Origin of the sequence: Corynebacterium sp. HMSC063A05, assembly GCF_001809695.1 — a bacterium.
Lineage (GTDB): Bacteria > Actinomycetota > Actinomycetes > Mycobacteriales > Mycobacteriaceae > Corynebacterium > Corynebacterium amycolatum.
Map to the genome: position 1 here is coordinate 392426 of NZ_KV798496.1, position 21526 is coordinate 413951.

General features: G+C 59.3%; 19 protein-coding genes and 2 tRNA genes. 7 read left to right on the forward strand and 14 right to left on the reverse strand.

What is annotated here, in order from left to right; translation table 11 throughout:
- The first annotated feature begins 147 nt into the window (after positions 1-147).
- Complete coding sequence (locus HMPREF2651_RS10955) at positions 148-318, forward strand: hypothetical protein (protein ID WP_153246028.1); 171 nt, start codon at positions 148-150, stop codon at positions 316-318.
- A gap of 166 nt (positions 319-484) precedes the next feature.
- Here HMPREF2651_RS10955 and ndk read toward each other — a convergent pair whose 3' ends face one another.
- The 5 genes from ndk to HMPREF2651_RS03465 all read right to left on the reverse strand — a co-directional run bounded on the left by ndk (position 485) and on the right by HMPREF2651_RS03465 (position 7157).
- On the reverse strand, positions 485-895 hold the full coding sequence (gene ndk / locus HMPREF2651_RS03445; RefSeq protein ID WP_038629458.1) for a nucleoside-diphosphate kinase: 411 nt from the start codon (positions 893-895) through the stop codon (positions 485-487).
- Positions 896-979: 84 nt separating this feature from the next.
- On the reverse strand, positions 980-1495 hold the full coding sequence (locus HMPREF2651_RS03450; protein WP_016422309.1) for a DUF4233 domain-containing protein: 516 nt from the start codon (positions 1493-1495) through the stop codon (positions 980-982).
- Positions 1492-2997 (reverse strand): bifunctional tetrahydrofolate synthase/dihydrofolate synthase, encoded by a 1506-nt coding sequence (locus tag HMPREF2651_RS03455; protein WP_371325848.1) that lies wholly within the window; start codon positions 2995-2997, stop codon positions 1492-1494. The genes HMPREF2651_RS03450 and HMPREF2651_RS03455 overlap by 4 nt, the downstream gene beginning before the upstream one ends.
- A gap of 224 nt (positions 2998-3221) precedes the next feature.
- A complete protein-coding gene (locus tag HMPREF2651_RS03460; protein WP_038628102.1) occupies positions 3222-5957 on the reverse strand; it encodes a valine--tRNA ligase in 2736 nt (911 codons plus the stop codon).
- A 216-nt stretch (positions 5958-6173) separates the two neighbouring features.
- On the reverse strand, positions 6174-7157 hold the full coding sequence (locus HMPREF2651_RS03465; RefSeq protein WP_038628100.1) for a malate dehydrogenase: 984 nt from the start codon (positions 7155-7157) through the stop codon (positions 6174-6176).
- Between the two features lie 230 nt (positions 7158-7387).
- Here HMPREF2651_RS03465 and HMPREF2651_RS03470 point away from each other — a divergent pair, with 230 nt between their 5' ends.
- Positions 7388-8173, forward strand: coding sequence for a TetR/AcrR family transcriptional regulator (locus HMPREF2651_RS03470; protein WP_038628098.1), 786 nt, complete (start codon positions 7388-7390; stop codon positions 8171-8173).
- A 62-nt stretch (positions 8174-8235) separates the two neighbouring features.
- On the opposite strand, the gene clpX is transcribed toward HMPREF2651_RS03470, so the two are convergent.
- From clpX to HMPREF2651_RS03495, 5 genes are all read right to left on the reverse strand, one after another.
- Positions 8236-9498 carry an ATP-dependent Clp protease ATP-binding subunit ClpX gene (gene clpX, locus HMPREF2651_RS03475; RefSeq protein ID WP_038628096.1) on the reverse strand — a complete coding sequence of 421 codons (1263 nt, stop codon included), beginning with the start codon at positions 9496-9498 and terminating at the stop codon, positions 8236-8238.
- A gap of 173 nt (positions 9499-9671) precedes the next feature.
- Positions 9672-10295, reverse strand: coding sequence for an ATP-dependent Clp protease proteolytic subunit (locus HMPREF2651_RS03480; RefSeq protein WP_369707172.1), 624 nt, complete (start codon positions 10293-10295; stop codon positions 9672-9674).
- Between the two features lie 46 nt (positions 10296-10341).
- Positions 10342-10914: an ATP-dependent Clp protease proteolytic subunit gene (locus tag HMPREF2651_RS03485; protein ID WP_016422302.1), complete on the reverse strand. Its 573-nt coding sequence runs from the start codon at positions 10912-10914 to the stop codon at positions 10342-10344.
- A gap of 140 nt (positions 10915-11054) precedes the next feature.
- A complete protein-coding gene (gene tig, locus HMPREF2651_RS03490; protein ID WP_141737472.1) occupies positions 11055-12518 on the reverse strand; it encodes a trigger factor in 1464 nt (487 codons plus the stop codon).
- Positions 12491-12567, reverse strand: a tRNA-Pro gene (locus tag HMPREF2651_RS03495). The genes tig and HMPREF2651_RS03495 overlap by 28 nt, the downstream gene beginning before the upstream one ends.
- A gap of 562 nt (positions 12568-13129) precedes the next feature.
- Here HMPREF2651_RS03495 and HMPREF2651_RS03500 point away from each other — a divergent pair.
- The 3 genes from HMPREF2651_RS03500 to HMPREF2651_RS03510 all read left to right on the forward strand — a co-directional run bounded on the left by HMPREF2651_RS03500 (position 13130) and on the right by HMPREF2651_RS03510 (position 14577).
- A tRNA-Gly gene (locus HMPREF2651_RS03500) sits at positions 13130-13204 on the forward strand.
- Positions 13205-13314: 110 nt separating this feature from the next.
- Positions 13315-13548, forward strand: coding sequence for a hypothetical protein (locus HMPREF2651_RS03505; protein WP_038628093.1), 234 nt, complete (start codon positions 13315-13317; stop codon positions 13546-13548).
- A 147-nt stretch (positions 13549-13695) separates the two neighbouring features.
- Positions 13696-14577 (forward strand): hypothetical protein, encoded by an 882-nt coding sequence (locus tag HMPREF2651_RS03510; RefSeq protein ID WP_049182034.1) that lies wholly within the window; start codon positions 13696-13698, stop codon positions 14575-14577.
- Between the two features lie 16 nt (positions 14578-14593).
- Here the strand turns inward: HMPREF2651_RS03510 and HMPREF2651_RS03515 are convergent, their stop codons facing one another.
- Positions 14594-15211, reverse strand: a complete 618-nt coding sequence (locus HMPREF2651_RS03515; protein ID WP_049182028.1) for a DJ-1/PfpI family protein — start codon at positions 15209-15211, stop codon at positions 14594-14596.
- Positions 15212-15313: 102 nt separating this feature from the next.
- On the reverse strand, positions 15314-15787 hold the full coding sequence (locus tag HMPREF2651_RS03520) for a ribose-5-phosphate isomerase (protein ID WP_005511109.1): 474 nt from the start codon (positions 15785-15787) through the stop codon (positions 15314-15316).
- Positions 15788-16015: 228 nt separating this feature from the next.
- Between HMPREF2651_RS03520 and HMPREF2651_RS03525 the strand changes: the two genes are divergently transcribed.
- Complete coding sequence (locus HMPREF2651_RS03525) at positions 16016-17221, forward strand: TIGR04053 family radical SAM/SPASM domain-containing protein (protein ID WP_049182025.1); 1206 nt, start codon at positions 16016-16018, stop codon at positions 17219-17221.
- Between the two features lie 27 nt (positions 17222-17248).
- On the opposite strand, the gene HMPREF2651_RS03530 is transcribed toward HMPREF2651_RS03525, so the two are convergent.
- Both HMPREF2651_RS03530 and HMPREF2651_RS03535 read right to left on the reverse strand, forming a co-directional pair.
- The gene (locus HMPREF2651_RS03530) at positions 17249-17893 is read right to left on the reverse strand and encodes a mycothiol-dependent nitroreductase Rv2466c family protein (protein WP_038628082.1); all 645 of its coding nucleotides are present in this window, start codon (positions 17891-17893) and stop codon (positions 17249-17251) included.
- Between the two features lie 148 nt (positions 17894-18041).
- Positions 18042-18572 carry an SMI1/KNR4 family protein gene (locus tag HMPREF2651_RS03535; protein WP_239663083.1) on the reverse strand — a complete coding sequence of 177 codons (531 nt, stop codon included), beginning with the start codon at positions 18570-18572 and terminating at the stop codon, positions 18042-18044.
- 188 nt (positions 18573-18760) lie between these two features.
- Here HMPREF2651_RS03535 and pepN point away from each other — a divergent pair, with 188 nt between their 5' ends.
- Entirely contained in the window at positions 18761-21463 is a 2703-nt protein-coding gene (gene pepN, locus HMPREF2651_RS03540; protein ID WP_070585973.1) for an aminopeptidase N, read from the forward strand.
- Positions 21464-21526: the final 63 nt, after the last annotated feature.

Below are 21526 nucleotides of genomic sequence, written 5' to 3' on the forward strand. Positions count from 1 at the left end.
TTGTGGCCTTGGAAACCAGGCGGAGCAACGATGTTGCGACAGCCACTTCATTTGCACCATATGCGCAGATAGAGGGCCGAAAACGATGAACAATTATGAAAGTCTTATTGGCAGGCCTTCCGGCTGACTCGGGGATTCAGCGATCACATGCGGAATATTTCATCCACCGGAGCGAACTCCCGGGCACAACTGCTGCTGTCCATTGTCGCACATATCGAGCAGGTGGCGCGCACCGACATTGGCGGCGTCGGGCCAATCCGAGTTACTGACTGCGTTTATGACAAAAATGGCCTGAAAAATGGCCTGAAAGTGTCATAAACTCGCACAGTTTCACATGTGCAGCCGTGCCCGCATTCACACGTGCAGCCCGCTGAAGGGCCGCCCCACGGTCGTCGACAAGCAAAGAGCGCCGAACCGGCAAACAATTGCTTGCTCAGTTCGGCGCCAGTTCAACGCTTACGGGTCAATGCTGAACCGTCAACGTTTAGAGGTTCGGGAACCAAATACCAATCTCGCGCTCAGCGGACTCCGGGGAATCGGAACCGTGAACAACGTTGTTAGCAACCTCAAGTGCGAAGTCACCGCGGATGGAGCCCGGGGTTGCGGCCTCAACCGGGTTGGTGCCGCCAGCGAGCTGACGCCAAGCAGCGATTGCGTTCGGGCCCTCGATAACACCAGCGACCAGCGGTGCAGAGGTGATGAAATCAACCAGCTCACCAAAGAACGGCTTATCGACGTGCTCTGCGTAGTGCTCCTTCGCAGTTGCCTCGTCAGCAACACGGAGGTCAAGCGCGACCAGCTTCAGGCCCTTACGCTCAATGCGGGAGATAACTTCGCCGACCAGACCGCGGGAAACGCCGTCCGGCTTGATCAGAATAAGAGTACGTTCAGTCATGGTGAGCATCATACTATGACAAACCCCGCTGCACCGGAGTGGTGGTGCAGCGGGGTGAAAGTCGCGACTACGAGCGCGGGAGATCTACGAGTGCTGGGTGGTCAACAGACCGCGCTCCATACGCTGGATGAGGTTCTTCCGCAGGTGCAGAATGTAGGCCCACACTAGTGCGAAGAAGATACCCACCACGCCCATCGACACGTGTGTGAAAATAGCCAGCACACCAAAGACCTGCAGTACAATGTTGGCCTTCAGCGCCCAGGGCTGCTTCTGCAGGAAAGCCATCGCAATCAGAGCCAGGCCCAGGATGGTGATGTACGTAACCGAGAAGGTCTGGTTAATCTGACCGTCGGGAATGCGCGTGACCACAGTCAGACCAAGCAGCACCGAGATAGCCTGCATGATCAGCGTGCCGGACATAACACCGCGCAGACCCTTCAGCGGGTCCTTAGCCGGATCGTGTCCCGCACCGAGCGGACCATACTTGCCGCCCTCACTCAGGTCACGCCCCTCGCGGTAGGCGCGCAGGGCCTCGCGGTCGGCAGCGGTGTAATCCTCCGCGCCATTGCCCTGTGGCTGGCTCGCCTGAGATTCGCTCATTGCGGGTCCTTTCCAAATAGTGTCCGGGCCTCGCCCGCGGTAACAACAGATCCAGTGACAATCACGCCGGAACCAGAGACAATACCGTCACCGGTGTCGGTTTCCTCAGCCAGCGCGACAGCTAGCTCAACGGCGGACGGCAGAGTGGGCACGCGATGCACGCGCTCCTCGCCGAAAATCTCCTCCGCAAGGTCAGCCAGGTCGTCGTAGTGCAGCGCACGCGGCGAGGTGTTCTGGGTGATTACCACTTCTTCGAAGTACGGCTCCAGCTCCACCAGCAGCCCACGAGCGTCCTTCTCCCCCAACACCGACAGCACACCGATGACACGGCGGAAGTCGAACTCAGCGGAGAGCGCCGTGCGTAGCGCACGGGCACCGTGAGGATTGTGGGCGGCATCGATAAACACCGTCGGGGTCGAACGCACGCGCTCCAGGCGGCCGGGCGATGCGACCGTCGCAAAGCCTTCGCGAACCGCATCAATGTTGAGCGGACGTCCCGGACCTGCGCCGAAGAACGCCTCCACCGCGGCCAGCGCTGTGGCGGCGTTGCGCGCCTGATGCGGACCGTGCAGTGGCAGATGGATATCGTCATACTCGCCGGCCAGGCCCTTGAGCGTCAGGTTCTGCCCGCCGACCGCCAGCTGATGGCTGACGACGCCATACTCAACCCCAGCACGGGCGACCGAGGCATCCATTTCCACGGCACGGCGCAAAACGACGTCCATTGCTTCCGGTTCCTGCTCGCCAACAATGGCGACATTGTCCGGTGGCGTGAGCAGGTCGTCCTTGTTCCACCGCGACTTGATGATGCCGGCCTTCTCAGCAGCGATTTCAGCCAGGGTATCGCCGAGGTACTCCGTGTGATCGAGACCGATCGGGCAGATGACTGCCACGTCGGCCTCCACCACATTGGTCGCATCCCATGTGCCGCCCATGCCGACTTCCACCACGGCGACATCGACAGGAGCGTCGGCGAAGGCAGCGTAGGCCATGGCCGTGAGCACCTCGAACTTGCTCATCTGCGGGCCGCCCTTTTCGTCGGACTTGGCATCAACCATTTCCACGTAGGGCTGAATCTCGCGCCAGATGCGCACGTAGTCGCGTGGATGGATGGGCTGGCCATCAATGGCGATGCGCTCGGTAACCAGCTGCAGATGCGGACTGGTGGTGCGGCCAGTGCGCCGACCGAGAGCGCGCACCAGCGACTCAATCATGCGAACAGTGGAAGTCTTGCCATTAGTGCCGGCAACGTGAATCACCGGAGTGGCACGCTCGGGATGGCCAAGGATGTCCATCAGCATCTCGATCCGCTCGAGTGATGGGTCAATCTTGGTCTCCGGCCAACGCTGATCCAGCTCGGCTTCCACCTCTGCGAGCTCGCGCAGCTCCTCGGCGGTGGCCTCCAGCGGAGCCGGCTCATTGACTGGGCGGTCCACATCGACCGGCAGACTCAGGCCTTCCTCGGATACGGAGACCTCACCGAGGCGCATGTCATCGGGCATGCGGTCATCGGCCATCACACCGGCGATTTCGCGAGGCTCAAGGTCCTCGACAATCTGGGAGTCAGTCGGATCGAATTCGAACTCAGGCGCTGCGGTGGACTCTTCTCGCGCTGCAGTCTCATCTTGCGTCACCGATTCGTCTTCGCCGCCGAGATTCAAACGAATCTCCCCTGCAATCTCATCGTGTGATTCAGCACCCCGAGGTTCGATATCCCGTGGTTCGGTCATGCCTGCGGAAGTCCCTCCAAACGAGCCTTAATGCGGTCAATTTCCTCCAGTGCGAACTGGTGGCGAGTCTTGATCTTCTCCACGACCTGCTCCGGAGCCTTGGACAGGAAGGCCTCGTTGCCGAGCTTCTTCTCGGTGCCGGCCAGTTCCTTCTCGGCCTTGGCCAGGTCTTTTTCCAGGCGCTTGCGTTCAGCGGCCACATCGACGGTGCCGGAGGTATCCAGCTCTATCAGGACCGTGGCCTGAGACAGGCGCACCTCAATGGAAGCGGTAGCGGTGAATCCATCCTCCGGTGCCTCAGCACGAGCCAGCGAACGAATCATCTCTTCCTGAGCAGTCAGATCAGCATCCGCCAGGTTCATGCGTGCCGGCACGCGCTGCGACGGCTTCACACCCTGGTCATTGCGGAAACGACGCAGCTCGGTGACCAACTTCTGGGCATCGGCAATACGACGTGCGGCAACCTCGTCGACAGCAGCGCCGTCGGTGGTCATGGTGGCATCCGGCCAGGCGGAAATAACCAGAGAGTCCTCGAAGCCCTCCGCGCCGTCGGTAAGCGCCTTCCATAGCGTCTCCGTGACGAACGGCATGGACGGGTGCAGCAGACGCAGCAGCGTATCCAGCACGCGGCCGAGAACCAGACGAGTGGAGGCTGCGCGGGCGGCCTGCTCCTCGGTCATGGTCTCGCCGTCGTTCAGGCGCGGGAAGTCAACCTTGGTCATCTCCAGGTACCAGTCACAGACCTCGTCCCATGCGAAGTGGTAAAGGGCCTCGTTGGCCTTGGAGAACTCGTACTTATCCAGCGCAGCGTCAACCTCGGCGCGGACCTGTTCCAGGCGGTCCAGGATCCAGCGGTCGGTGTCGGTGAGCTGGTCGCGGTCCGGCAGCTCGCCCACGTGGGCCCCGTTCATCAGCGCAAAGCGGGTGGCGTTGAACAGCTTGGTAGCGAAGTTACGGGAGCTCTGAGCGGCGTCATTACCGACCGGCAGGTCAGAGCCCGGGTTAGCGCCACGCGCCAGCGTGAAGCGAAGTGCGTCCGCACCGTAGTCGCGGACCCAGTCCAGCGGGTCAATGCCATTGCCGAGAGACTTCGACATCTTGCGACCCTGCTCATCGCGGACCAGACCGTGCAGGAAGACATCCTTAAACGGCACCTGCGGACGACCGTCGCGCCCCTTACCCAGCGGTGAATCAGCCAGGGTGGCAGCAAAGGTCGAGAACATCATCATGCGCGCGACCCAGAAGAACAGAATGTCATAGCCGGTGACCAGTACAGATGTCGGGTAGAACTTCTCCAGCTCTGGGGTGGCTTCCGGCCAACCCATCGTGGAAAACGGCCACAGCGCAGACGAGAACCAGGTATCCAGCACGTCCGGATCCTGCGTCCAGCCCTCGCCCGTCGGAACCTCATCATCCGGGCCGACACAGACGACCTCGCCATTCGGGCCGTACCAAATCGGGATGCGGTGGCCCCACCACAGCTGGCGGGAAATACACCAGTCGTGCATGTCATCGACCCAATCGAACCAGCGCGGCTCCTGCGAAGCTGGGTGAATAACCGTGTCGCCCTCGCGAACAGCATCGCCAGACATCTTGGCCAGCTCATCGACCTTAACGAACCACTGCAGGCTCAGCAGCGGCTCAATCGGCTCACCCGAGCGCTCCGAGTGACCGACCGAGTGAACGTACGGGCGGACCTCCTTGACAATGCGCCCCTGCTCACGCAGCGCCTCCGTCAGCGCAGTACGGGCTTCCGCACGATCCATGCCGTCGAAACGCGTACCAGTGTTGAAGATACGGCCAGTGGTATCAATGACCTCCGGCATATCCAGGTCGTGGCGCTGGCCCATGGCGAAGTCATTTGGATCGTGTGCCGGCGTGATCTTCACCGCACCGGTACCGAACTCGCGGTCCACATAGTCATCGGCGATGACCTGAATCTTCAGGTCCTCGCGGAACGGGTGGTCCAAAACCTTGCCCACCAGGTGCGTGTAGCGCTCATCCTCCGGGTGCACGGCAATTGCCACGTCGCCCAGCATCGTCTCCACACGAGTCGTCGCCACAACAATGGAGTCTTCCCCATCGCCGTAGCGGAAGGAGACGAGCTCGCCTTCAGCGTCCTCGTACTTGACCTCAATATCCGAGATTGCGGTCTGCAGCACCGGAGACCAGTTGACCATACGCTTGGCGCGGTAGATTAGGCCGCGGTCAAACAGTTCCTTAAAAATCGTCTGAACCGCACGAGACAGCCCCTCGTCCAGAGTGAAGCGCTCACGGGACCAATCCAGGGAGTCACCAATCTGGCGCATCTGGTTGCCGATACGTCCGCCGTAATCGTGCTTCCACTCCCAGACCTTCTCCACGAACTCCTCGCGGCCATAATCGAAGCGGTCCTTGCCTTCGGACTCCTTCAGCATCGCCTCGACCTTGGTCTGCGTTGCGATACCCGCGTGGTCCATACCCGGCAGCCACAGCACCTCGTAGCCCTGCATGCGCTTACGGCGCACCAGCGCATCCATCAAAGTGTGGTCCAGTGCGTGGCCCATGTGCAGCTGACCCGTCACATTCGGCGGGGGCAGCACAATAGAGTAAGCCGGCTTGGAGCTAGACGGATCAGCCTCGAAATAGCCAGCGTCTACCCAGCCCTGGTACAGGTCCGACTCCACGTCAGCCGGGTTCCACGACTTGGGCAACTTATCTGCTCTGTTTAGGTCCACGTTGTTCTCAGTCACGCGTCACATCTTAGCGCCTTGCCCGGATTTGTTTTTCCAGGGGCTTTACGACGACCCTTGCGCCCCAACCCATATCTGCTATCGGCGACTTACGCACCGCCGAATTCAAGCTTTACTCACTCCCCGAGCCCATCCGCGATTACCGCAGTAAATGAAAAGGTGCCCTCTTGCGAAACCATCACAAGAGGGCACCTTTAAACAGGCGTTAAGCGGCCCTTAGACCAGCAGATCCTTAACTGCGTCGCGCTCTTCGCGCAGTGCCTTGACGTTGCGCTCGATGCCAGCGCGCTGCACCTCGGAGAGATCCAGGCCCTCAACGCGAACCCACTCGCCGTCCTTGGCGTAGCACGGAACACCAGCGACCAAGCCCTCGTCGATGCCGTAGGAGCCGTCGGACGGAAGTGCGACAGAGACCCACTCGCCCTCTGGGGTACCCGTGACCCAGTCACGCATGTGGTCAACTGCGGCAGCTGCAGCGGAAGCTGCGGAGGAGGAACCGCGGACCTCGATGATTTCTGCGCCACGCTTGGCGACGCGCGGGATGAAGTCCTGCTCGACCCATGCAGCGTCAACCTTGTCGGAGACCTTCTCGCCTGCAATGGTGGCGTAGGTGATGTCCGGGAACTGGTCTGCGGAGTGGTTACCCCAGACGATCATGTTCTTAATCTCAGTGGTCGGAACACCAATCTTTTGCGACAGCTGGGACAGGGAACGGTTGTGGTCCAGGCGCATCATAGCGGTGAAGCGCTCTGCCGGGATGTCCTTAGCGTGGGAAGCGGCAATCATGGTGTTGGTGTTAGCCGGGTTGCCGACAACCAGAACCTTGATGTCGTCTGCTGCGTGATCGTTCAGTGCCGCGCCCTGCGGGCCGAAGATCTTGCCGTTGGCGCCCAGCAGTGCGGAGCGCTCCTCACCCTTGCCACGCGGCTTTGCACCGACCAGGAATGCGGCGTTGGCACCGTCGAATGCCTTTGCCGGATCATCGGTGATGTTGATGCCAGTCAAAAGTGGGAAGGCGGAGTCAAACAGCTCCATGGCGACGCCTTCGGTGGCGTGCAGCGCCGGAGTGATCTCCAGCAGGTTCAACTCAACCGGGGTCTCAGGGCCGAAAACCGAACCGCTGGCAATGCGGAAGAGCAGGGAGTAAGCGATCTGTCCGGCGGCGCCGGTAACTGCAACCTTTACGGGAGTCTTGTTCACTACAGGCCTTTCTCGAGAGAGAATCAATTCGCTGCCCACTCTAATGCGACTGCGGAATTGGCGCAGACGGGGGCGACGGGCTCAGTACAATTCTGAAAAACGGATAGCATTAGGCATGACTTACGGTCGTGTACTCATTTCACTAGAAAGAAGTCCGCGACTGACCAATTTCACCCCCGTTAGATAGCCAAAACCCCGTAGTCGCTCTCTAGTCCAAGCAAAGGATTTTCATGAAGTCTCCAGGCTCCTCTGATGCAATCCCCCATGCAGTCTTGGTGGCAGCACTTCAAGAATTCACCGCAAAGGGGTATGCAGATGCCCGTCTGGATGCCATTGCTGCCGCCTCTGGTGTCTCCAAGCGCATGCTTCACTACCACTGTGGTGACAAGATGGGACTCTACAGGGCGACGTGGGCACATGTGCTGGAGACCGTAAGGCCTGACGACGACGCCCTGCGTCCGCACTCCAATGTGCCGGTGGAAGCCCTGCAGCATGTAGTCGGCGTTATCTACGACTATTTCTCGGCGAACCCACTCGCCGTACGGTTCATCATCCAGGAAAACCTGCATCCGGTCCTCCCACTTGAAGGCGTGACTGGGCTTGGTGGTCAGAGCCCTATTGTTTTGGAGTTTGACCGCATCTTGTTGCTCGGCCGCGATTACGGTGCATTCCGCACTGACATTTCCGCACTTGATCTTTATATTCTCGTGCTGTCGCTGGCCACCTTCCCCACCCTGCACCAACGGACTTTTGAAAACCTCTACGGCATTGAAATGCAATCGACGGTGCTGTCGGACAAGCTGCGTGAGTTCGCACAGGACACCGTGACCAGCCTGTTGACATCCTCGCCTCGCAACGAACCGGGAAGCTCGTACACTTCCCTGCTGGCCTCCCATGGTGCGAACTCGTCCGCACTTGGCGCAGAGGTCTATGGCGATCAGCCCAACCCAGAGACTCAGGACTTGGCTGCTGATGATGCCCCGGATTACCGCGACATCTACGGCATGGACGACTAGGGCTCCATACAGACACCAAAACCCGGTTAGAGCAGGCGCTCTAACCGGGTTTTCAGCTACCTTTACGCAGTCTTCTTGTTCTCGCTACGTTCAACGAGTTCCGGCGCTGCACCGTCCGTGATGCACTCCTTGTGGACAATGACCTCCGCGACGTCGTCACGCTCTGGGACTTCGAACATCACGGGAACCAAGATTTCTTCCATGATGCCGCGCAGACCACGGGCGCCGGTATTACGGCTAATCGCCTTGGCAGCAATGGCGCGCAGTGCCTCGTCGTCGATGGTGAGGCGCACACCGTCCATGTCGAACAGGTGCTGGTACTGGCGGACCAGGGAGTTCTTGGGCTCAGTGAGTACGCGAACCAGCGCATCCTCATCGAGGTTGGTGACCGATGCGATGACGGGCAGGCGACCAATGAACTCAGGAATCAGGCCGAATCGAACGAGGTCCTCCGGCAGCACGTCGCGGAATGGATCCTTCATGTCCGCGTCGTTAGCCGAGGTGACATCTGCGCCGAAGCCCAGCCCCTTCTTGCCGACACGCTCCTGCACGACCTTCTCCAGACCGGCAAACGCACCGGCAACGATGAACAGGACATTGGAGGTGTCGAACTGAATGAACTCCTGGTTCGGCAGCTTGCGCCCACCCTGCGGGGGCACGGCGGCTACGGTTCCCTCGAGAATCTTCAGCAGCGCCTGCTGCACACCTTCACCGGAGACATCGCGGGTGATGGAGGTGTTTTCAGACTTGCGCGAGATCTTGTCAATCTCATCGACGTAAATGATGCCGCGCTGTGCCTTCTCGACGTCGAAATCAGTAGCTTGCAGCAGCTTCAGCAGGATGTTCTCCACATCCTCACCTACATAGCCGGCCTCGGTCAGGCTGGTGGCGTCAGCGATTGCGAACGGCACATCCAGCTTGCGAGCCAGCGTCTGTGCCAGGTAGGTCTTGCCACAGCCGGTCGGCCCAAGCAGGAGAATGTTCGACTTTTGCAGCTCGACGTCGTTGTCCGACTTGGTCTCCGCAGCACGAAGGCGCTTGTAGTGGTTGTAGACCGCGACGGCCAGCGTGCGCTTTGCCATGTCCTGGCCGATGACATACTCATCGAGGAAGTCGCGAATTTCCAGCGGACGCGGCAGGCGGTCGTCGTTGCCAGTTGCCTCGCCGCCGGTGTTAAGCTCCTCTTCAATAATCTCGTTGCAGAGCTCGATGCACTCATTACAGATGTACACACCAGGTCCGGCAATCAGCTTTTTGACCTGCTTCTGGCTCTTTCCACAGAAAGAGCACTTCAGCAAATCCGCACTTTCTTGCATACGCGCCATGAGGCTCCCGCCGCCGCCTTTCCGCATCGTTGCCAATAACTGCTTCAGACCAGCCTACCGTGAGTGTGCGCAAATACCGGCTTCCACGCCAAGGACGAGGCGAATTTCACGCGATCTCGCCCGGCGCTTTACGACGGCCAGTGCGCAGCACTCCAAAGAGACCATGTCCCCTTTTAGGCGTTGTGCTTGCGGTACTCGAAGACCTGGTCGATGATGCCGTACTCGACGGCCTCTTCAGCGGTTAGGATCTTGTCACGGTCGGTGTCCTTGCGGATCTGCTCTGCAGTGCGACCGGAGTGGCGAGCCAACGTCTCCTCCATCAGCTTGCGCATGCGCTCGATTTCGTTCGCCTGAATCTCCAGGTCGGAAACCTGACCCTGGATGCCCTGGGTAGCCGGCTGGTGAATGAGCACGCGCGCATTCGGCAGAGCTGCACGCTTACCCGGTGCACCTGCAGCGAGCAGCACAGCTGCCGCGGAGGCAGCCTGGCCCAGGCACACGGTCTGCACGTCGGGACGCACGTACTGCATCGTGTCGTAGATGGCCATCAGCGAGGTGAAGGAGCCGCCTGGGGAATTGATGTACATCGTGATGTCACGATCCGGGTCCAGGCCCTCAAGCACCAGCAACTGCGCCATGATGTCGTTAGCGGCGGTGTCATCGACCTGGGAGCCGAGGAAGATAATGCGCTCTTCGAAGAGCTTGTTGTATGGGTTGGATTCCTTAGCACCAAAGCTGGAGTGCTCCACGAAAGAAGGAAGCACGTAGCGCGACTGCGGCATCTGCATATTGTTCATCTCCATGTTGATTAAATCGCCTCTAATTATTCGCTACTGTCCGCTTTTAGCGTGCGGTGTCCTTGAGAGCAGTCACGACGTGGTCAACCAGGCCGTATTCCTTAGCCTCAGCTGCGGTAAACCAGCGGTCGCGGTCCGAGTCTTCCTCAATGCGCTCGACCGGCTGACCGGTGTGCTGCGCAATCAGACGAGCCATCTCCTTCTTGGTGGCAGCGAACTGCTCAGCCTGAATGGTGATGTCGGATGCGGTACCGCCAATACCTGCAGATGGCTGGTGCATCATAATGCGGGCGTGCGGCAGTGCGTAACGCTTGCCCTTAGCACCTGCGGCGAGCAGGAACTGGCCCATGGAAGCTGCCAAGCCCATGCCGTAGGTAGCCACGTCGCACGGAACAAACTGCATGGTGTCGTAAATGGCCATGCCGGCGGTGACGGAGCCACCCGGGGAGTTAATGTACAGCGAGATATCCGCCTCCGGGTCCTCAGCTGCCAGGAGCAGCATCTGACCGCACAGCTTGTTGGCAATCTCGTCGTCGACCTGCTCACCCAGCCAAATAATGCGCTCCTTGAGCAGCTTGTCGAAAACTGTGTTCGTCGACATCTGGGCGTTATCGCTCATCTGTGTACTCCTTCTTCGTACGTGTGCGAGTTTGTCGTTCACTAGAGGGTAACGAAAAGGGCCGTCCCTTTGTTTCAGGAACGGCCCTTGTTCGCTATAAGCGTTGCAGCATAAGGAATGCGTCGCGCTAACGGCGGGGCTTACTCAGCCGAGTTGTCCTCAGCCTTGTCGGACTCAGCCTTCTCAGCCTCAGCTTCGACCTCACCGAAGTACTCGTTCAGATCGATTTCGTTGCCCTCGGTGTCCTTGGCGGAAGCCTTCAGGATCGAGGTGGCCAGAGCCTTGCCGCGGCGAACGTCTGCAAACAGGTTGCCGAGCTGGCCGGACTGCTGAATCTGCTGGATGAACTGGTTCGGGTCCATGCCGTAGGACTGAGCAGTGAACAGGATGTGGTCGGTGAGCTCCTGCTGGGAAACATCCGGCTGGATCTCTTCAGCCAGTGCGTCCAGGAACAGCTGGGTGCGGACAGCTTCCTCAGCGGACTTCTTGGAGTCCTCGTCGAACTGCTCGCGGGTGGTGCCCTGAGCCTCCAGCATGGAGTTCAGAACCTTCTCGTCGCCACCGAACTGACCCAGCAGCTGCTGCAGCTGGCCCTCGACCTGCTCCTTGACAACACCCTCCGGCAGAGCGATGGTGGTCTGCTCCATAGCGGCAGCCAAAACCTTGTCGCGAACCTGCTGAGCCTGCTCACCCTTCTTGGTGTTCTCGACCTGGCGGGCCAGGTCTTCCTTCAGCTCCTCGATGGTGTCGAACTCGGAAGCCATCTGAGCGAAGTCGTCGTCAGCTTCCGGCAGCTCGCGGACCTTAACGGACTGAACGGTAACGGTGACCTGAGCGTCCTCGCCCTCGTGCTCGCCAGCAACCAGCTTGGTGGTGAACTCCTTGGACTCGCCCTGGGACAGGCCGACAACAGCCTCGTCCAGGCCGTCGATCAGGTCGTCGGAGCCAACCTGGTAGGACAACCCCTCAGTGGAAGCCTCTTCCAGCTCTTCGCCGTCGATGGTGGCGGACAGGTCGATGGAGACGAAGTCGTCCTTCTCGACTGCGCGCTCGACGCCGGTCAGGGTGCCGAAGCGAGCGAGCAGGTTCTGCAGCTCAGCCTCAACAGCTTCCTCGTCGGCGACCAGCGGGTCAACCTCAACTGCGATGTCCTCGAACTTCGGCAGCTCAATCTCCGGGCGAACGTCAACCTCAGCGGTGAACTCAACGAGCTCGCCATCTTCCAGCTTGGTGATGTCAACCTCAGGCTGACCGATAACCTTCAGGTCCTCCTCGCGAACGACCTCGTCGTAGCGGGACGGAACCATGTCGTTGAGCACCTGCTCCAGGATTGGGCCGCGGCCGAAGCGGGCCTCAATCAGCTTTGCCGGTGCCTTGCCCTTACGGAAGCCCGGAATCTGGACCTGCTGAGCCAGTGCCTTGTAGGCGTTGTCGAACTCTGGCTTCAGCTCATCAAACGGGACCTCGACGGTAATCTTCACTCGGGTCTCATTGAGCTTCTCAACGGAAGACTTCACTGGTGCACTCTCCTGCAACTCGATGATTAATTCATAGACCACGGGAGTGCCCGTGATACTGGTCGGGGTAGCGGGATTTGAACCCACGGCCTTCCGCTCCCAAAGCGGACGCGCTACCAAGCTGCGCCATACCCCGTATGCGTCATTCGAAACCTAGCAGAAACCCCTTTGGAGCATCTGCACCGGGGCCCTCATAGTCGCGAAATCGCGTTTCCACAACGGACCCGTATAGATTTACCTGACGATTAATGAAATCACAAAACCACGCGTTTAACCAGGCTAATGCTCTGTCTGAAAACGCTTTACGACGCCATCGAGAGCCAACCTGCCAACTACTACTGGTTTCATGAAATCCATGCATATCACCGGGCGTTTGCATCACCTCGGCACTGCTTTTGGCGGCCTCGTTTACTGCAAACACTCCATTCGTCGGCCGACTCCCCAAAGAAGCCTCTCAAACGACTGCCCCTTTGTTGAGTCGTGTGACAGTGTAATCAACGGCTATACGCCTGTTTCACATACCCCACGTTGCTTTAGCTTCATTTTCTGTTTTTCCCGGCCACAGCCACTTTTCTTTAAAGCCTTCGAGAAAAACCTGGCATCGATTTTTGTATGTGCGCTTTAACGGGTTAATATGCCTTGTACCGAGACACGGTCTGGTGGAGACGATTGAGTTTCTAAGCCGGATTTCTGTCTATGGGGATGTCGTATAGTGGCTAATACCTCAGCCTTCCAAGCTGAAGACGCGGGTTCGATTCCCGTCATCCCCTCCACGTAACCGGGAGCTTTGCTCCCGGTTTTTGTTTTTTCCAAGCTGATGCCCGGGGCCAGAAATTCTTCTGCCCTCTGTTCAGGATCCAGTGCCACAGGTACTCTGGGCACCATGAAGCCCACCATTATCGATGCCGATACTGGACACGAACTATGGACCGCGGTCGAATGCGCTGCTTTTTCCGGCACTGCACGTGGCACTTTCACCAGCTACGCTGGCCGCAAAAAGGCTCCTGAGCCCGTCGCGAAGCTTCATGGGTTGACCCTGTGGGATTCCGAAGAAGTTCGCGAATGGCACGCCAACCGGAGGAGCCGCACCCAGCACAACGATTCCACCGAGTCATAAAACCTGCCCAAAAGCCCATTCATTTCCTGGTTCCCGAGCTGCCTCTGTCGCACAGAGATGTCAGCTCGGGAACTTTTTGCGCTCTACATGCGTTGTTTCAAGTAATTACTAGCAATACTCGCAATTTCCTTTTTGGAGGCCTAGCCCATGGGGGCGTTAATCCTGATTGCTATCACCGTCGGTGGCGCAATTATCATCGCGTCGATGGCTCAAAACCGTTCTAACAGGGCCTTTGATGCCCGCCAGAACAATCAATTGGAAGACGCCGTCGCAGACGCCCGCCGATGGATTGAGCGGCTGGGCTCACAGGTACTGAACCTGGCTGGCACCGATTCGGCTTCCACGCAGGCTCTTGCTGACGCATCCGAGCGCTACAACGCCGCTTCCTCGCAGATTTCTACTGCACGCACCCCGGCACAGGCCCGGATGGCGCGCGAATCGGCGCTGGAAGGTCTGCACTACATCAATGCGGCTCGCGAAATTATGGGCTTGCCAGCGGGGCCGACACTGCCGCCGCTGGAGGGCCAGAAAGCCGCTGGTTCTGTGACCGAAACCCGCACCATTGAGCACGAAGGCCACTCGGTTACCGCCTCGCCATACGCCACCCCGGAAACCCCGAACTACTACCCCGGTGGCCGTGTCGCTGGCCGTCCGGTTCCAGCCGGTTGGTACTCCGAGCCATGGTGGAAGTCCGCGCTCCGCACCGGTGTCTGGACCGCAGGCTCGATGCTGCTGTTCTCTACCCTCTTCCACGGTATGGCCGGTGTTGCCTACGGCGCTGATGAGTTCGCCAGCGGCATGGGCACCGGCGCTGACGACTTCGGCGGCACTGAGGACTTTGGAGCCGAAGACTTCGGTGGCGACGATTTCGGTGGAGATGACTTTGGCGGCGACTTCGGTGGCGGCGGTGCAGATGCCGGTGACGCAGGCGACGGTGGAGGTTTCTTCGACGGCCTCTTCGGTGGTGGCGACGGTGGCAGTGACGGTGGCGGATTCTTCGACGGCGGATTCGACGGTTTCGATATTTAGAAAAAGCCCGGCGCCGCTATTTCGCTAAATCCGCAAAAGGATCTACAGTGCCGTCTGTCTGGGGCCGATACTCAATTTTTCTGGCGGCGAATCGACCAGCTTCCTTGCCAAGGATGCTGCTAATTAAAGCAACAGCCATATCCATACCTGCTGCGACTCCTGATGAGCTCCAGCGATCTCCGTCTTCAACCCATCGAGCCGCTTTCACCCACGTCACTTCGTTTCCGAACGAGGTAGCCCAATCAAAAGCCAACTTATTACTAGTTGCCCGCTTTCCTTCAAGAAGCCCAGCCGCAGCAAGCAGTGCGGAACCTGTGCAAACCGATGCCACTAACCGCGCCCGGGATCCGAGGTTGTTGAGCCAGTCCAAAAACTCTGCATCCTCAACTAGTGTTCTACTCCCGGCTCCGCCAGGAACTAGAAGAATATCGACCGTTTCGAGGTCAGCGGCACAACGTGTGGCGATAACCTGCGCCCCCTGAGCGCTGGTTATCGGACCAGCAATGTTGGCGACATATTCGACCTCAATCTCTGGGACATGGCCAAAAAGGCCAACCGGTCCAAATACATCCAAGAGCTCGAACCCGGGGAATAGCACAACAGTTACTCGACGATGCGCTTCTGGAATTGTCATACGACAATTCATACTCCGCCTATACATAAAAATGGTCTGGTTCCAGAGTTTTCTGGAACCAGACCCTTTTATTCCTATCAACAGATAGCGAACAACAACCCTTTAAGCCTCCGGCAGCTCCGGGGCAACGCCAGTCTTCTCGTACTCTGCGAGGATGTCAATGCGGCGCTGGTGGCGCTCCTCCTCGCTCCACGGCTGGGAGACGAAAGCATCGACGATGGCCAGGGCTTCTTCCTCAGAGTGCATACGACCGCCAAGGCCAATCAGCTGAGCGTTGTTGTGCTCGCGGGCGAGCTTTGCGGTCTCCACCGACCAAGCCAGCGCACAACGAGCGCCCTTGACCTTGTTAGCGGCGATCTGCTCGCCGTTGCCGGAACCGCCGAGCACGATACCCAGGCTGCCCGGATCGGCGACGGTACGGGAAGCCGCCTCGATGCAGAATGCTGGGTAGTCATCTGCAGGGTCGTAGGTGTGAGCGCCGCAGTCTACGACGTCGTGGCCAGCCTTTTCCAGGTGGGCCTTAATCAGGTTCTTCATCTCAAAACCGGCGTGGTCTGCACCAAGGTAAATACGCATGGCAGCAAGTCTAGCGGTTCCCACGGATTAAACGGTGTCTGCACCCGTTTTAGGTATTGCTTGACGACGTCTCCTGCGCAGCCGAATAGGGTGAAAAGTGACTGTATTTGCGTCTCAGCATGTCTTCGAAACCGGAAATTGGGTGCTTTTACCGTGTCTCCTGCGCCGCAAGCTCACTTCCAAGTCGATCCGGAAGCTCATGGCTCCCATGGGCATCATCACGCACCGGTGGTGCGAACGGTTCGGCATGACATCAACAAGAAGCCATTTATCGTCATTTGGGAGGTCACGCGGGCTTGTGGCCTAGTCTGCAAGCACTGCCGCGCTGATGCGCAACATGAGTCGCATCCGCACCAGCTTTCGACCACCGAGAGCAAGATGCTGCTAGAGACCCTGGCGTCGTATAGCAAGCCGAAGCCTCTTGTGGTGCTCACCGGCGGCGATCCTTTTGAGCGTGATGACCTGGAAGAATTGGTGCGATTCGGCACTGAGCACGGCCTGAATATGTCGCTGTCGCCATCGGTGACGCCGCGGCTGACGCCGGAGCGGATTCAGTCCCTGCGCGAGGCTGGCGGTAAGGCGATGTCGATGTCGCTCGATGGCGCGACCGCCCAGACCCATGATAAGTTCCGTGGTTTTTCAGGCACTTTTGAAAAGACGCTGGAGATGGCTCCGCACATCAACGAGGCCGGTTACCGACTGCAGATCAACTCGACCCTGACCAAGGGAAATATCCATGAGGCACCAGCGCTGCTGAAGACCGTCATGGAGATGCAAGCCAAGATGTGGTACGTCTTTTTCCTCGTCCCCACTGGTCGCGGCGCAGATTTGGGCGCATTGTCGCCGGAGGAACGCGAGGATGTTCTTCACTGGCTATCGGATGTGTCCAACCGAATTGCCATTAAGACGACGGAGGCGCCGCAGTATCGGCGCGTCGTCATGCAGCAGGAGGAAGCGAAAGAAAAAGGGCTGCCGTCCTATCAGGGCGGCGAGCTCTACCGCTACTTGACCGAAGAAACGACAAAGCTGCTCGGCTCTGTGCCGGAAAAGCCACGCCGACCGCGCTCCCCGATGGCCGTCAATTCCGGGTCAGGTTTTGCCTTCATTGACCACATCGGCGATGTCTACCCCAATGGTTTCCTGCCGCTTCACTGCGGCAATGTAAAGGCAACACCATTCCAAGAAATCTATTCGAACTCACCGGCGTTCAAGGCCCTTCGTGATCCTGATAATTGGCACGGCAAGTGCAGCGTCTGTGAATACCACAGCGTCTGCGGTGGGTCCCGATCCACTGCGTATGCACTGACCGGCGATTACACCGCATCCGATCCGACCTGCATCTACATTCCGCCACGGTGGGCTGCCATGAGCGAAGAAGAACGGCAGGCCTCTACCGGGCAGAATGCCGAAGCTGGGGCCGCTCAGTTTTCTTAGCCACACACCCCAGCTGCTACAGGTTTCTTAGTCGAAGCGCGGATCCTCAGTGCGAGAGCGCTTAATTTCGAAGAAATACGGGTAGCTGGCGACGGCAACCGAGCCGTCGAAAATCTTGCCGGCTTCTTCGCCGCGTGGGATACGGGTAAGCACCGGACCGAAGAAGGCAACGTCGTTGAGCTTGACCACCGGAGTGCCGACGTCGTTGCCGACCTCCTTCATGGCCTCTGCGTGGTTTTCACGCATGAGCTCATCAAACTCTGTGGTCAGAGCCTGGGCCAGACGCTCTTCCGGCAGGCCAACCTCTGCGAGGGTTTCCTTAATCAGCTCGTCGAATGCGTGCTCCGGCTCGTCGACATGCGCATGACGATCGATGCGGTTTTCGTTGTGAATCTTCGTGCCCAGCGCGGTGTAGAGCTTGTCGACGGCCTCCTGACCATCCTGGGAGAACACTGCATTAAACAGGCGTGCCGGGGTCCAGTTGCACTGCATCATGAACTTGTACTCTTCCGGCAGTTCGTCGCGGCCTTCATTGAGTACTGACAGGCTCATCGGCTTCCACTCGACCTCGATGTCGCGGACCTTTTCGACTTCCTTAATCCAGCGGGATGTCACCCAGCAAAACGGGCAGGAAACGTCGAAGTAGAAAGTGACCTTGTCTCGATTGCTCATGCGAAAGTCCTCCTAAATCATTGATTGACTTATCAACGACTATAGGGTGGAGTTTTTCAGCTCGCATGCATGAATTCGAATGGGTCCGAAGTTCTACCGGACCCGGTGCTAACTGGCTCTCCCATCGGGCACCGTCCAGATTGCTTACCTAGCCGTTCCAGGGCAAGCCCGTGGCCTCCAAGGAATCAGCAGCAGCCTCCAGGTAGGCGGGCCAATCTGCGTAGTCCAAGAACTCCGGCCCCACCTCGTGGTCCATGGAGACCATCTTCCCCGAGCGCATGTCCAGGCAGTAGTTGTTTCCGCCGAAGTCCATGACCAGCGGAATCCATGCCTCGTGATACCACTTGCCATCCGAGTCGGCGCTATCCATCCCCTCGGCTTCAAAATCATCGAACTCGCCGTCTGCCTGCAGCTGAGTCCACAGCTTGTAGTCGTTCAGAATCGACTTCGGCGGCGCAATCCAGCCGCCGTCCCACGGCTCACCGTCCACAGACGCGTGCCGCAGCCACGAAGCTCGCACGTAGTCTGGCAGCTTTACTCCGAGGTCAGCCTCAAGCTGATCCAGTTCCGCTTCTGTCGCCGGGGCCTCCAGGGCGTCGTCGCCAAGCTTTGCTTCAATGCGATCCCACGCCGCGTTGACCCGTTCAACCTTGCTTGCATCATCACTGAGTTCGTACATGAAACGAAGTGTATTCACGATCGGTTTTGCTCGCATGCCGAAGAAGCCAAAATCTCGCCCAATCGACCGCCGATGCGACAGCCAATCGACCGCCCCAATCGACGTGGAATGAGCGAGGAAATCGAGGTCGCCCCGCCCACCCCACTACTGTCCGGTTCCCAATCCGGGGTCGTGGTTACACTTGTCGCATGACTTCCACGAACCTAACCAGGACCGAGGCTGCCGACCGTGCGGCCATGCTCGAGGTGTCCCACTACGACATCTCTCTTGACCTCACTACCGCACCTGTCGGTGGGCCGCACAGTGCACCAACATTCGCTTCCAAGACCGCAATTTCTCTGACGGCGAAGCGCGCTGGTTCCACCTTTATTGACCTGCGTGATGCAGTCGTCAAGAGTGTGACCATCGACGGCGTCGATGCTACGGAGGCCGCTCGCTATGCCAGCGAAACCGGCATTAACGTGGATCTGACCGAAGGTGACCACACCATCGTTATCGACGCGGACTGCCGTTACACCAACAACGGCCAGGGAATTCACCGCTTCCAGGATCCTGCCGACGGCGAAACATACCTGTACTCGCAGTTTGAAACTGCCGACGCCAAGCGCGTGTTCGCCTGCTTTGACCAGCCGGATTTGAAGGCGACGTATTCAATCCACGTCGTGGCACCGAAGGGCTGGAAGGTTATTTCCAACTCGGTGGCCAAGACCGGCGCCACCACCGATGTCCACGGCAATGAGGCCGATACCTTCGACTTCTCGGTGGATGTTCCCCTGTCGACGTATCTCATCGCAGTCTGTGCGGGCCCATGGTACGAGGTCGCTGACTCGTGGACCGGCACTGTCGCACCGCACCCGGAAACCCCTGCCGAACACCAGCCGGAGGGCGAGCTGACCATTCCACTGGGGCTCTACTGCCGCCAGTCCATCGCCGAGTACCTCGACGCTGACACTCTGTTCAAGGAGACCAAGGAGGGCTTCGACTTCTACGCCAAACATTTCGGCGAGCCCTACCCGTTCGGTAAGTACGACCAGATCTTCTGCCCGGAGTACAACATGGGCGCGATGGAAAACGCCGGCTGTGTGACCATCCGCGACGAGTACGTCTTCCGCTCCAAGCCCACCCATTACCTCTACGAACGCCGCAACGACACCATCCTGCATGAGATGGCTCACATGTGGTTCGGCGATCTGGTCACCATGCAGTGGTGGGATGACCTCTGGCTCAATGAGTCCTTCGCCACCTGGTCGGCCGCCGCCGCTCAGGTCGAGGTTTCCGATTACAGCCACGCTTGGACCACTTTCGCCAACGTCGAAAAGGCCTGGGCCTACAAGCAAGATCAGCTACCGTCGACGCACCCGATTGCCGCCGACGCCAGCGACATTGACACCGTCGAGCAGAACTTCGACGGCATCACCTACGCCAAGGGCGCGTCCACCCTCAAGCAGCTGGCCGCCTACGTTGGTCAGGATGCTTTCCTCGCCGGTGCTCGTATGCACTTTGCCCGTCACCGCTTTGGCAATGCCACCTTCGCGGACCTGCTGGACGCGCTCTCCGAGGCTTCCGGTCGCGATCTGTCTGGCTGGGCCGATCAGTGGCTGACCACCACCGGTATCACCACCCTGGCACCGGACTTCCGCCAGTCGGCCGGTAAGTACACCTCCTTCGCAGTCACACAGGAAGGTGCCGAGCCGGGTGCCGGAGAACTCCGCGATCACCGAATCGCCGTGGGTATCTACAACCTGCGCGGCACCGGATCGGATGCCGTACTCGAGCGCACCAAGCGCGTGGAAATCGACGTCCGTGGTGCACGCACCGAAGTCCCAGAGCTGGTCGACACTCCAGTCGGCGATGTCGTGCTGGTTAACGACGACGACCTCACCTACAGCATGATCCGCTTGGACGAAGGCTCGCTTGCCACCGTCATCGACAACATCGGCGCCTTCACCGATTCAATGGCACGCACACTGTGCTGGTCCGCGACCTGGCAGATGGTTCGCGCAGGCCAGATGCGCGCTCGCGACTTCGTCAACCTGGTGCTCCGCGGCATCCCGGGCGAGGACAAGCTCTCCGTCTTGGAGCGCGTCATCGCTCAGGCGGTCAGCGCCGTCAACGTCTACGCCGATCCACAGTGGGCTGATTCCACCGGCCGCGACCTGCTGGCTCAAGGCCTGTTGGACAACGCGAAGAAGGAAACCGACGCCGACCGCGCCCTGGTTTTCGTTAACGCTTTGACCACCGTGGGCTCGTCGAATAGCGACGTCGTTGACGCACTGCGCGCCATCTACGCTGGTGACGCAGACAAGGCTGGTTTCCCAGCTGTCGCGGTAGACACCGACATGCAGTGGCGCGCCCTGAAGGCGCTGGTTTCCGCCGGTCTCGAGGGCGAGGAAGCCATCGCAAAGCTTGAAAAGACCGACAACTCGGCACTAGGTGCGCAGGCCGCCATCGCCTGCCGCGCCTCTGTGCCGACGCTCGCCAACAAGTCCCGCGTCTGGGCAGAGGCGACGGTCTCCGGCAACGATGCCCCGTCGAACCTTGTCATTCGCCACTTGCTGGCCGGCTTCAACGCGCCGGGCTCGGGTGAGGTGCTCGCACAGGCGCTTGACGACGACTCCCGCGCCACCATCAACGCGGAGCAGTCGGCGACTTCGCTGTCGGAGCACTTCTTCGCCGTTGCCAACATCTGGTGGAAGCAGTTCTCCTCCGAGACGGCCCAGACTCTGCTCGAGGGCTTCTACCCCACCTGGGAGATCAGCGAGTCGGCAATTGCGGCCGCTCAGTGCTTGCTCGACAGCGATGAGACTGCGTCGCCGGTCAAGCGCATCATCTCTGAGCAGCAGTTCCTGGTGAAGCTCGCTCTTCGTGCCCGCGAGTTCGACGCGAAGTAGCAAGTGATTTCGACCGGCACTTTGGCCGTTATCGTTTTCGTGGCATCAAGTCGATAGACTTGG

What these genes read in the sequence shown, in the direction of transcription:
- HMPREF2651_RS03455 (WP_371325848.1), bottom strand. Translation starts at nt 2,997, where the DNA reads ATGCCCGATGACATGCGCCTCGGTGAGGTCTCCGTATCCGAGGAAGGC.
- ndk (WP_038629458.1), bottom strand. Translation starts at nt 895, where the DNA reads ATGACTGAACGTACTCTTATTCTGATCAAGCCGGACGGCGTTTCCCGC.
- HMPREF2651_RS03485 (WP_016422302.1), bottom strand. Translation starts at nt 10,914, where the DNA reads ATGAGCGATAACGCCCAGATGTCGACGAACACAGTTTTCGACAAGCTG.
- HMPREF2651_RS03450 (WP_016422309.1), bottom strand. Translation starts at nt 1,495, where the DNA reads ATGAGCGAATCTCAGGCGAGCCAGCCACAGGGCAATGGCGCGGAGGAT.
- HMPREF2651_RS03530 (WP_038628082.1), bottom strand. Translation starts at nt 17,893, where the DNA reads ATGAGCAATCGAGACAAGGTCACTTTCTACTTCGACGTTTCCTGCCCG.
- clpX (WP_038628096.1), bottom strand. Translation starts at nt 9,498, where the DNA reads ATGGCGCGTATGCAAGAAAGTGCGGATTTGCTGAAGTGCTCTTTCTGT.
- HMPREF2651_RS03470 (WP_038628098.1), top strand. Translation starts at nt 7,388, where the DNA reads ATGAAGTCTCCAGGCTCCTCTGATGCAATCCCCCATGCAGTCTTGGTG.
- HMPREF2651_RS03505 (WP_038628093.1), top strand. Translation starts at nt 13,315, where the DNA reads ATGAAGCCCACCATTATCGATGCCGATACTGGACACGAACTATGGACC.
- HMPREF2651_RS03515 (WP_049182028.1), bottom strand. Translation starts at nt 15,211, where the DNA reads ATGACAATTCCAGAAGCGCATCGTCGAGTAACTGTTGTGCTATTCCCC.
- HMPREF2651_RS03480 (WP_369707172.1), bottom strand. Translation starts at nt 10,295, where the DNA reads ATGAACAATATGCAGATGCCGCAGTCGCGCTACGTGCTTCCTTCTTTC.
- pepN (WP_070585973.1), top strand. Translation starts at nt 18,761, where the DNA reads ATGACTTCCACGAACCTAACCAGGACCGAGGCTGCCGACCGTGCGGCC.
- HMPREF2651_RS03535 (WP_239663083.1), bottom strand. Translation starts at nt 18,572, where the DNA reads ATGTACGAACTCAGTGATGATGCAAGCAAGGTTGAACGGGTCAACGCG.
- HMPREF2651_RS03510 (WP_049182034.1), top strand. Translation starts at nt 13,696, where the DNA reads ATGGGGGCGTTAATCCTGATTGCTATCACCGTCGGTGGCGCAATTATC.
- HMPREF2651_RS03520 (WP_005511109.1), bottom strand. Translation starts at nt 15,787, where the DNA reads ATGCGTATTTACCTTGGTGCAGACCACGCCGGTTTTGAGATGAAGAAC.
- HMPREF2651_RS10955 (WP_153246028.1), top strand. Translation starts at nt 148, where the DNA reads ATGCGGAATATTTCATCCACCGGAGCGAACTCCCGGGCACAACTGCTG.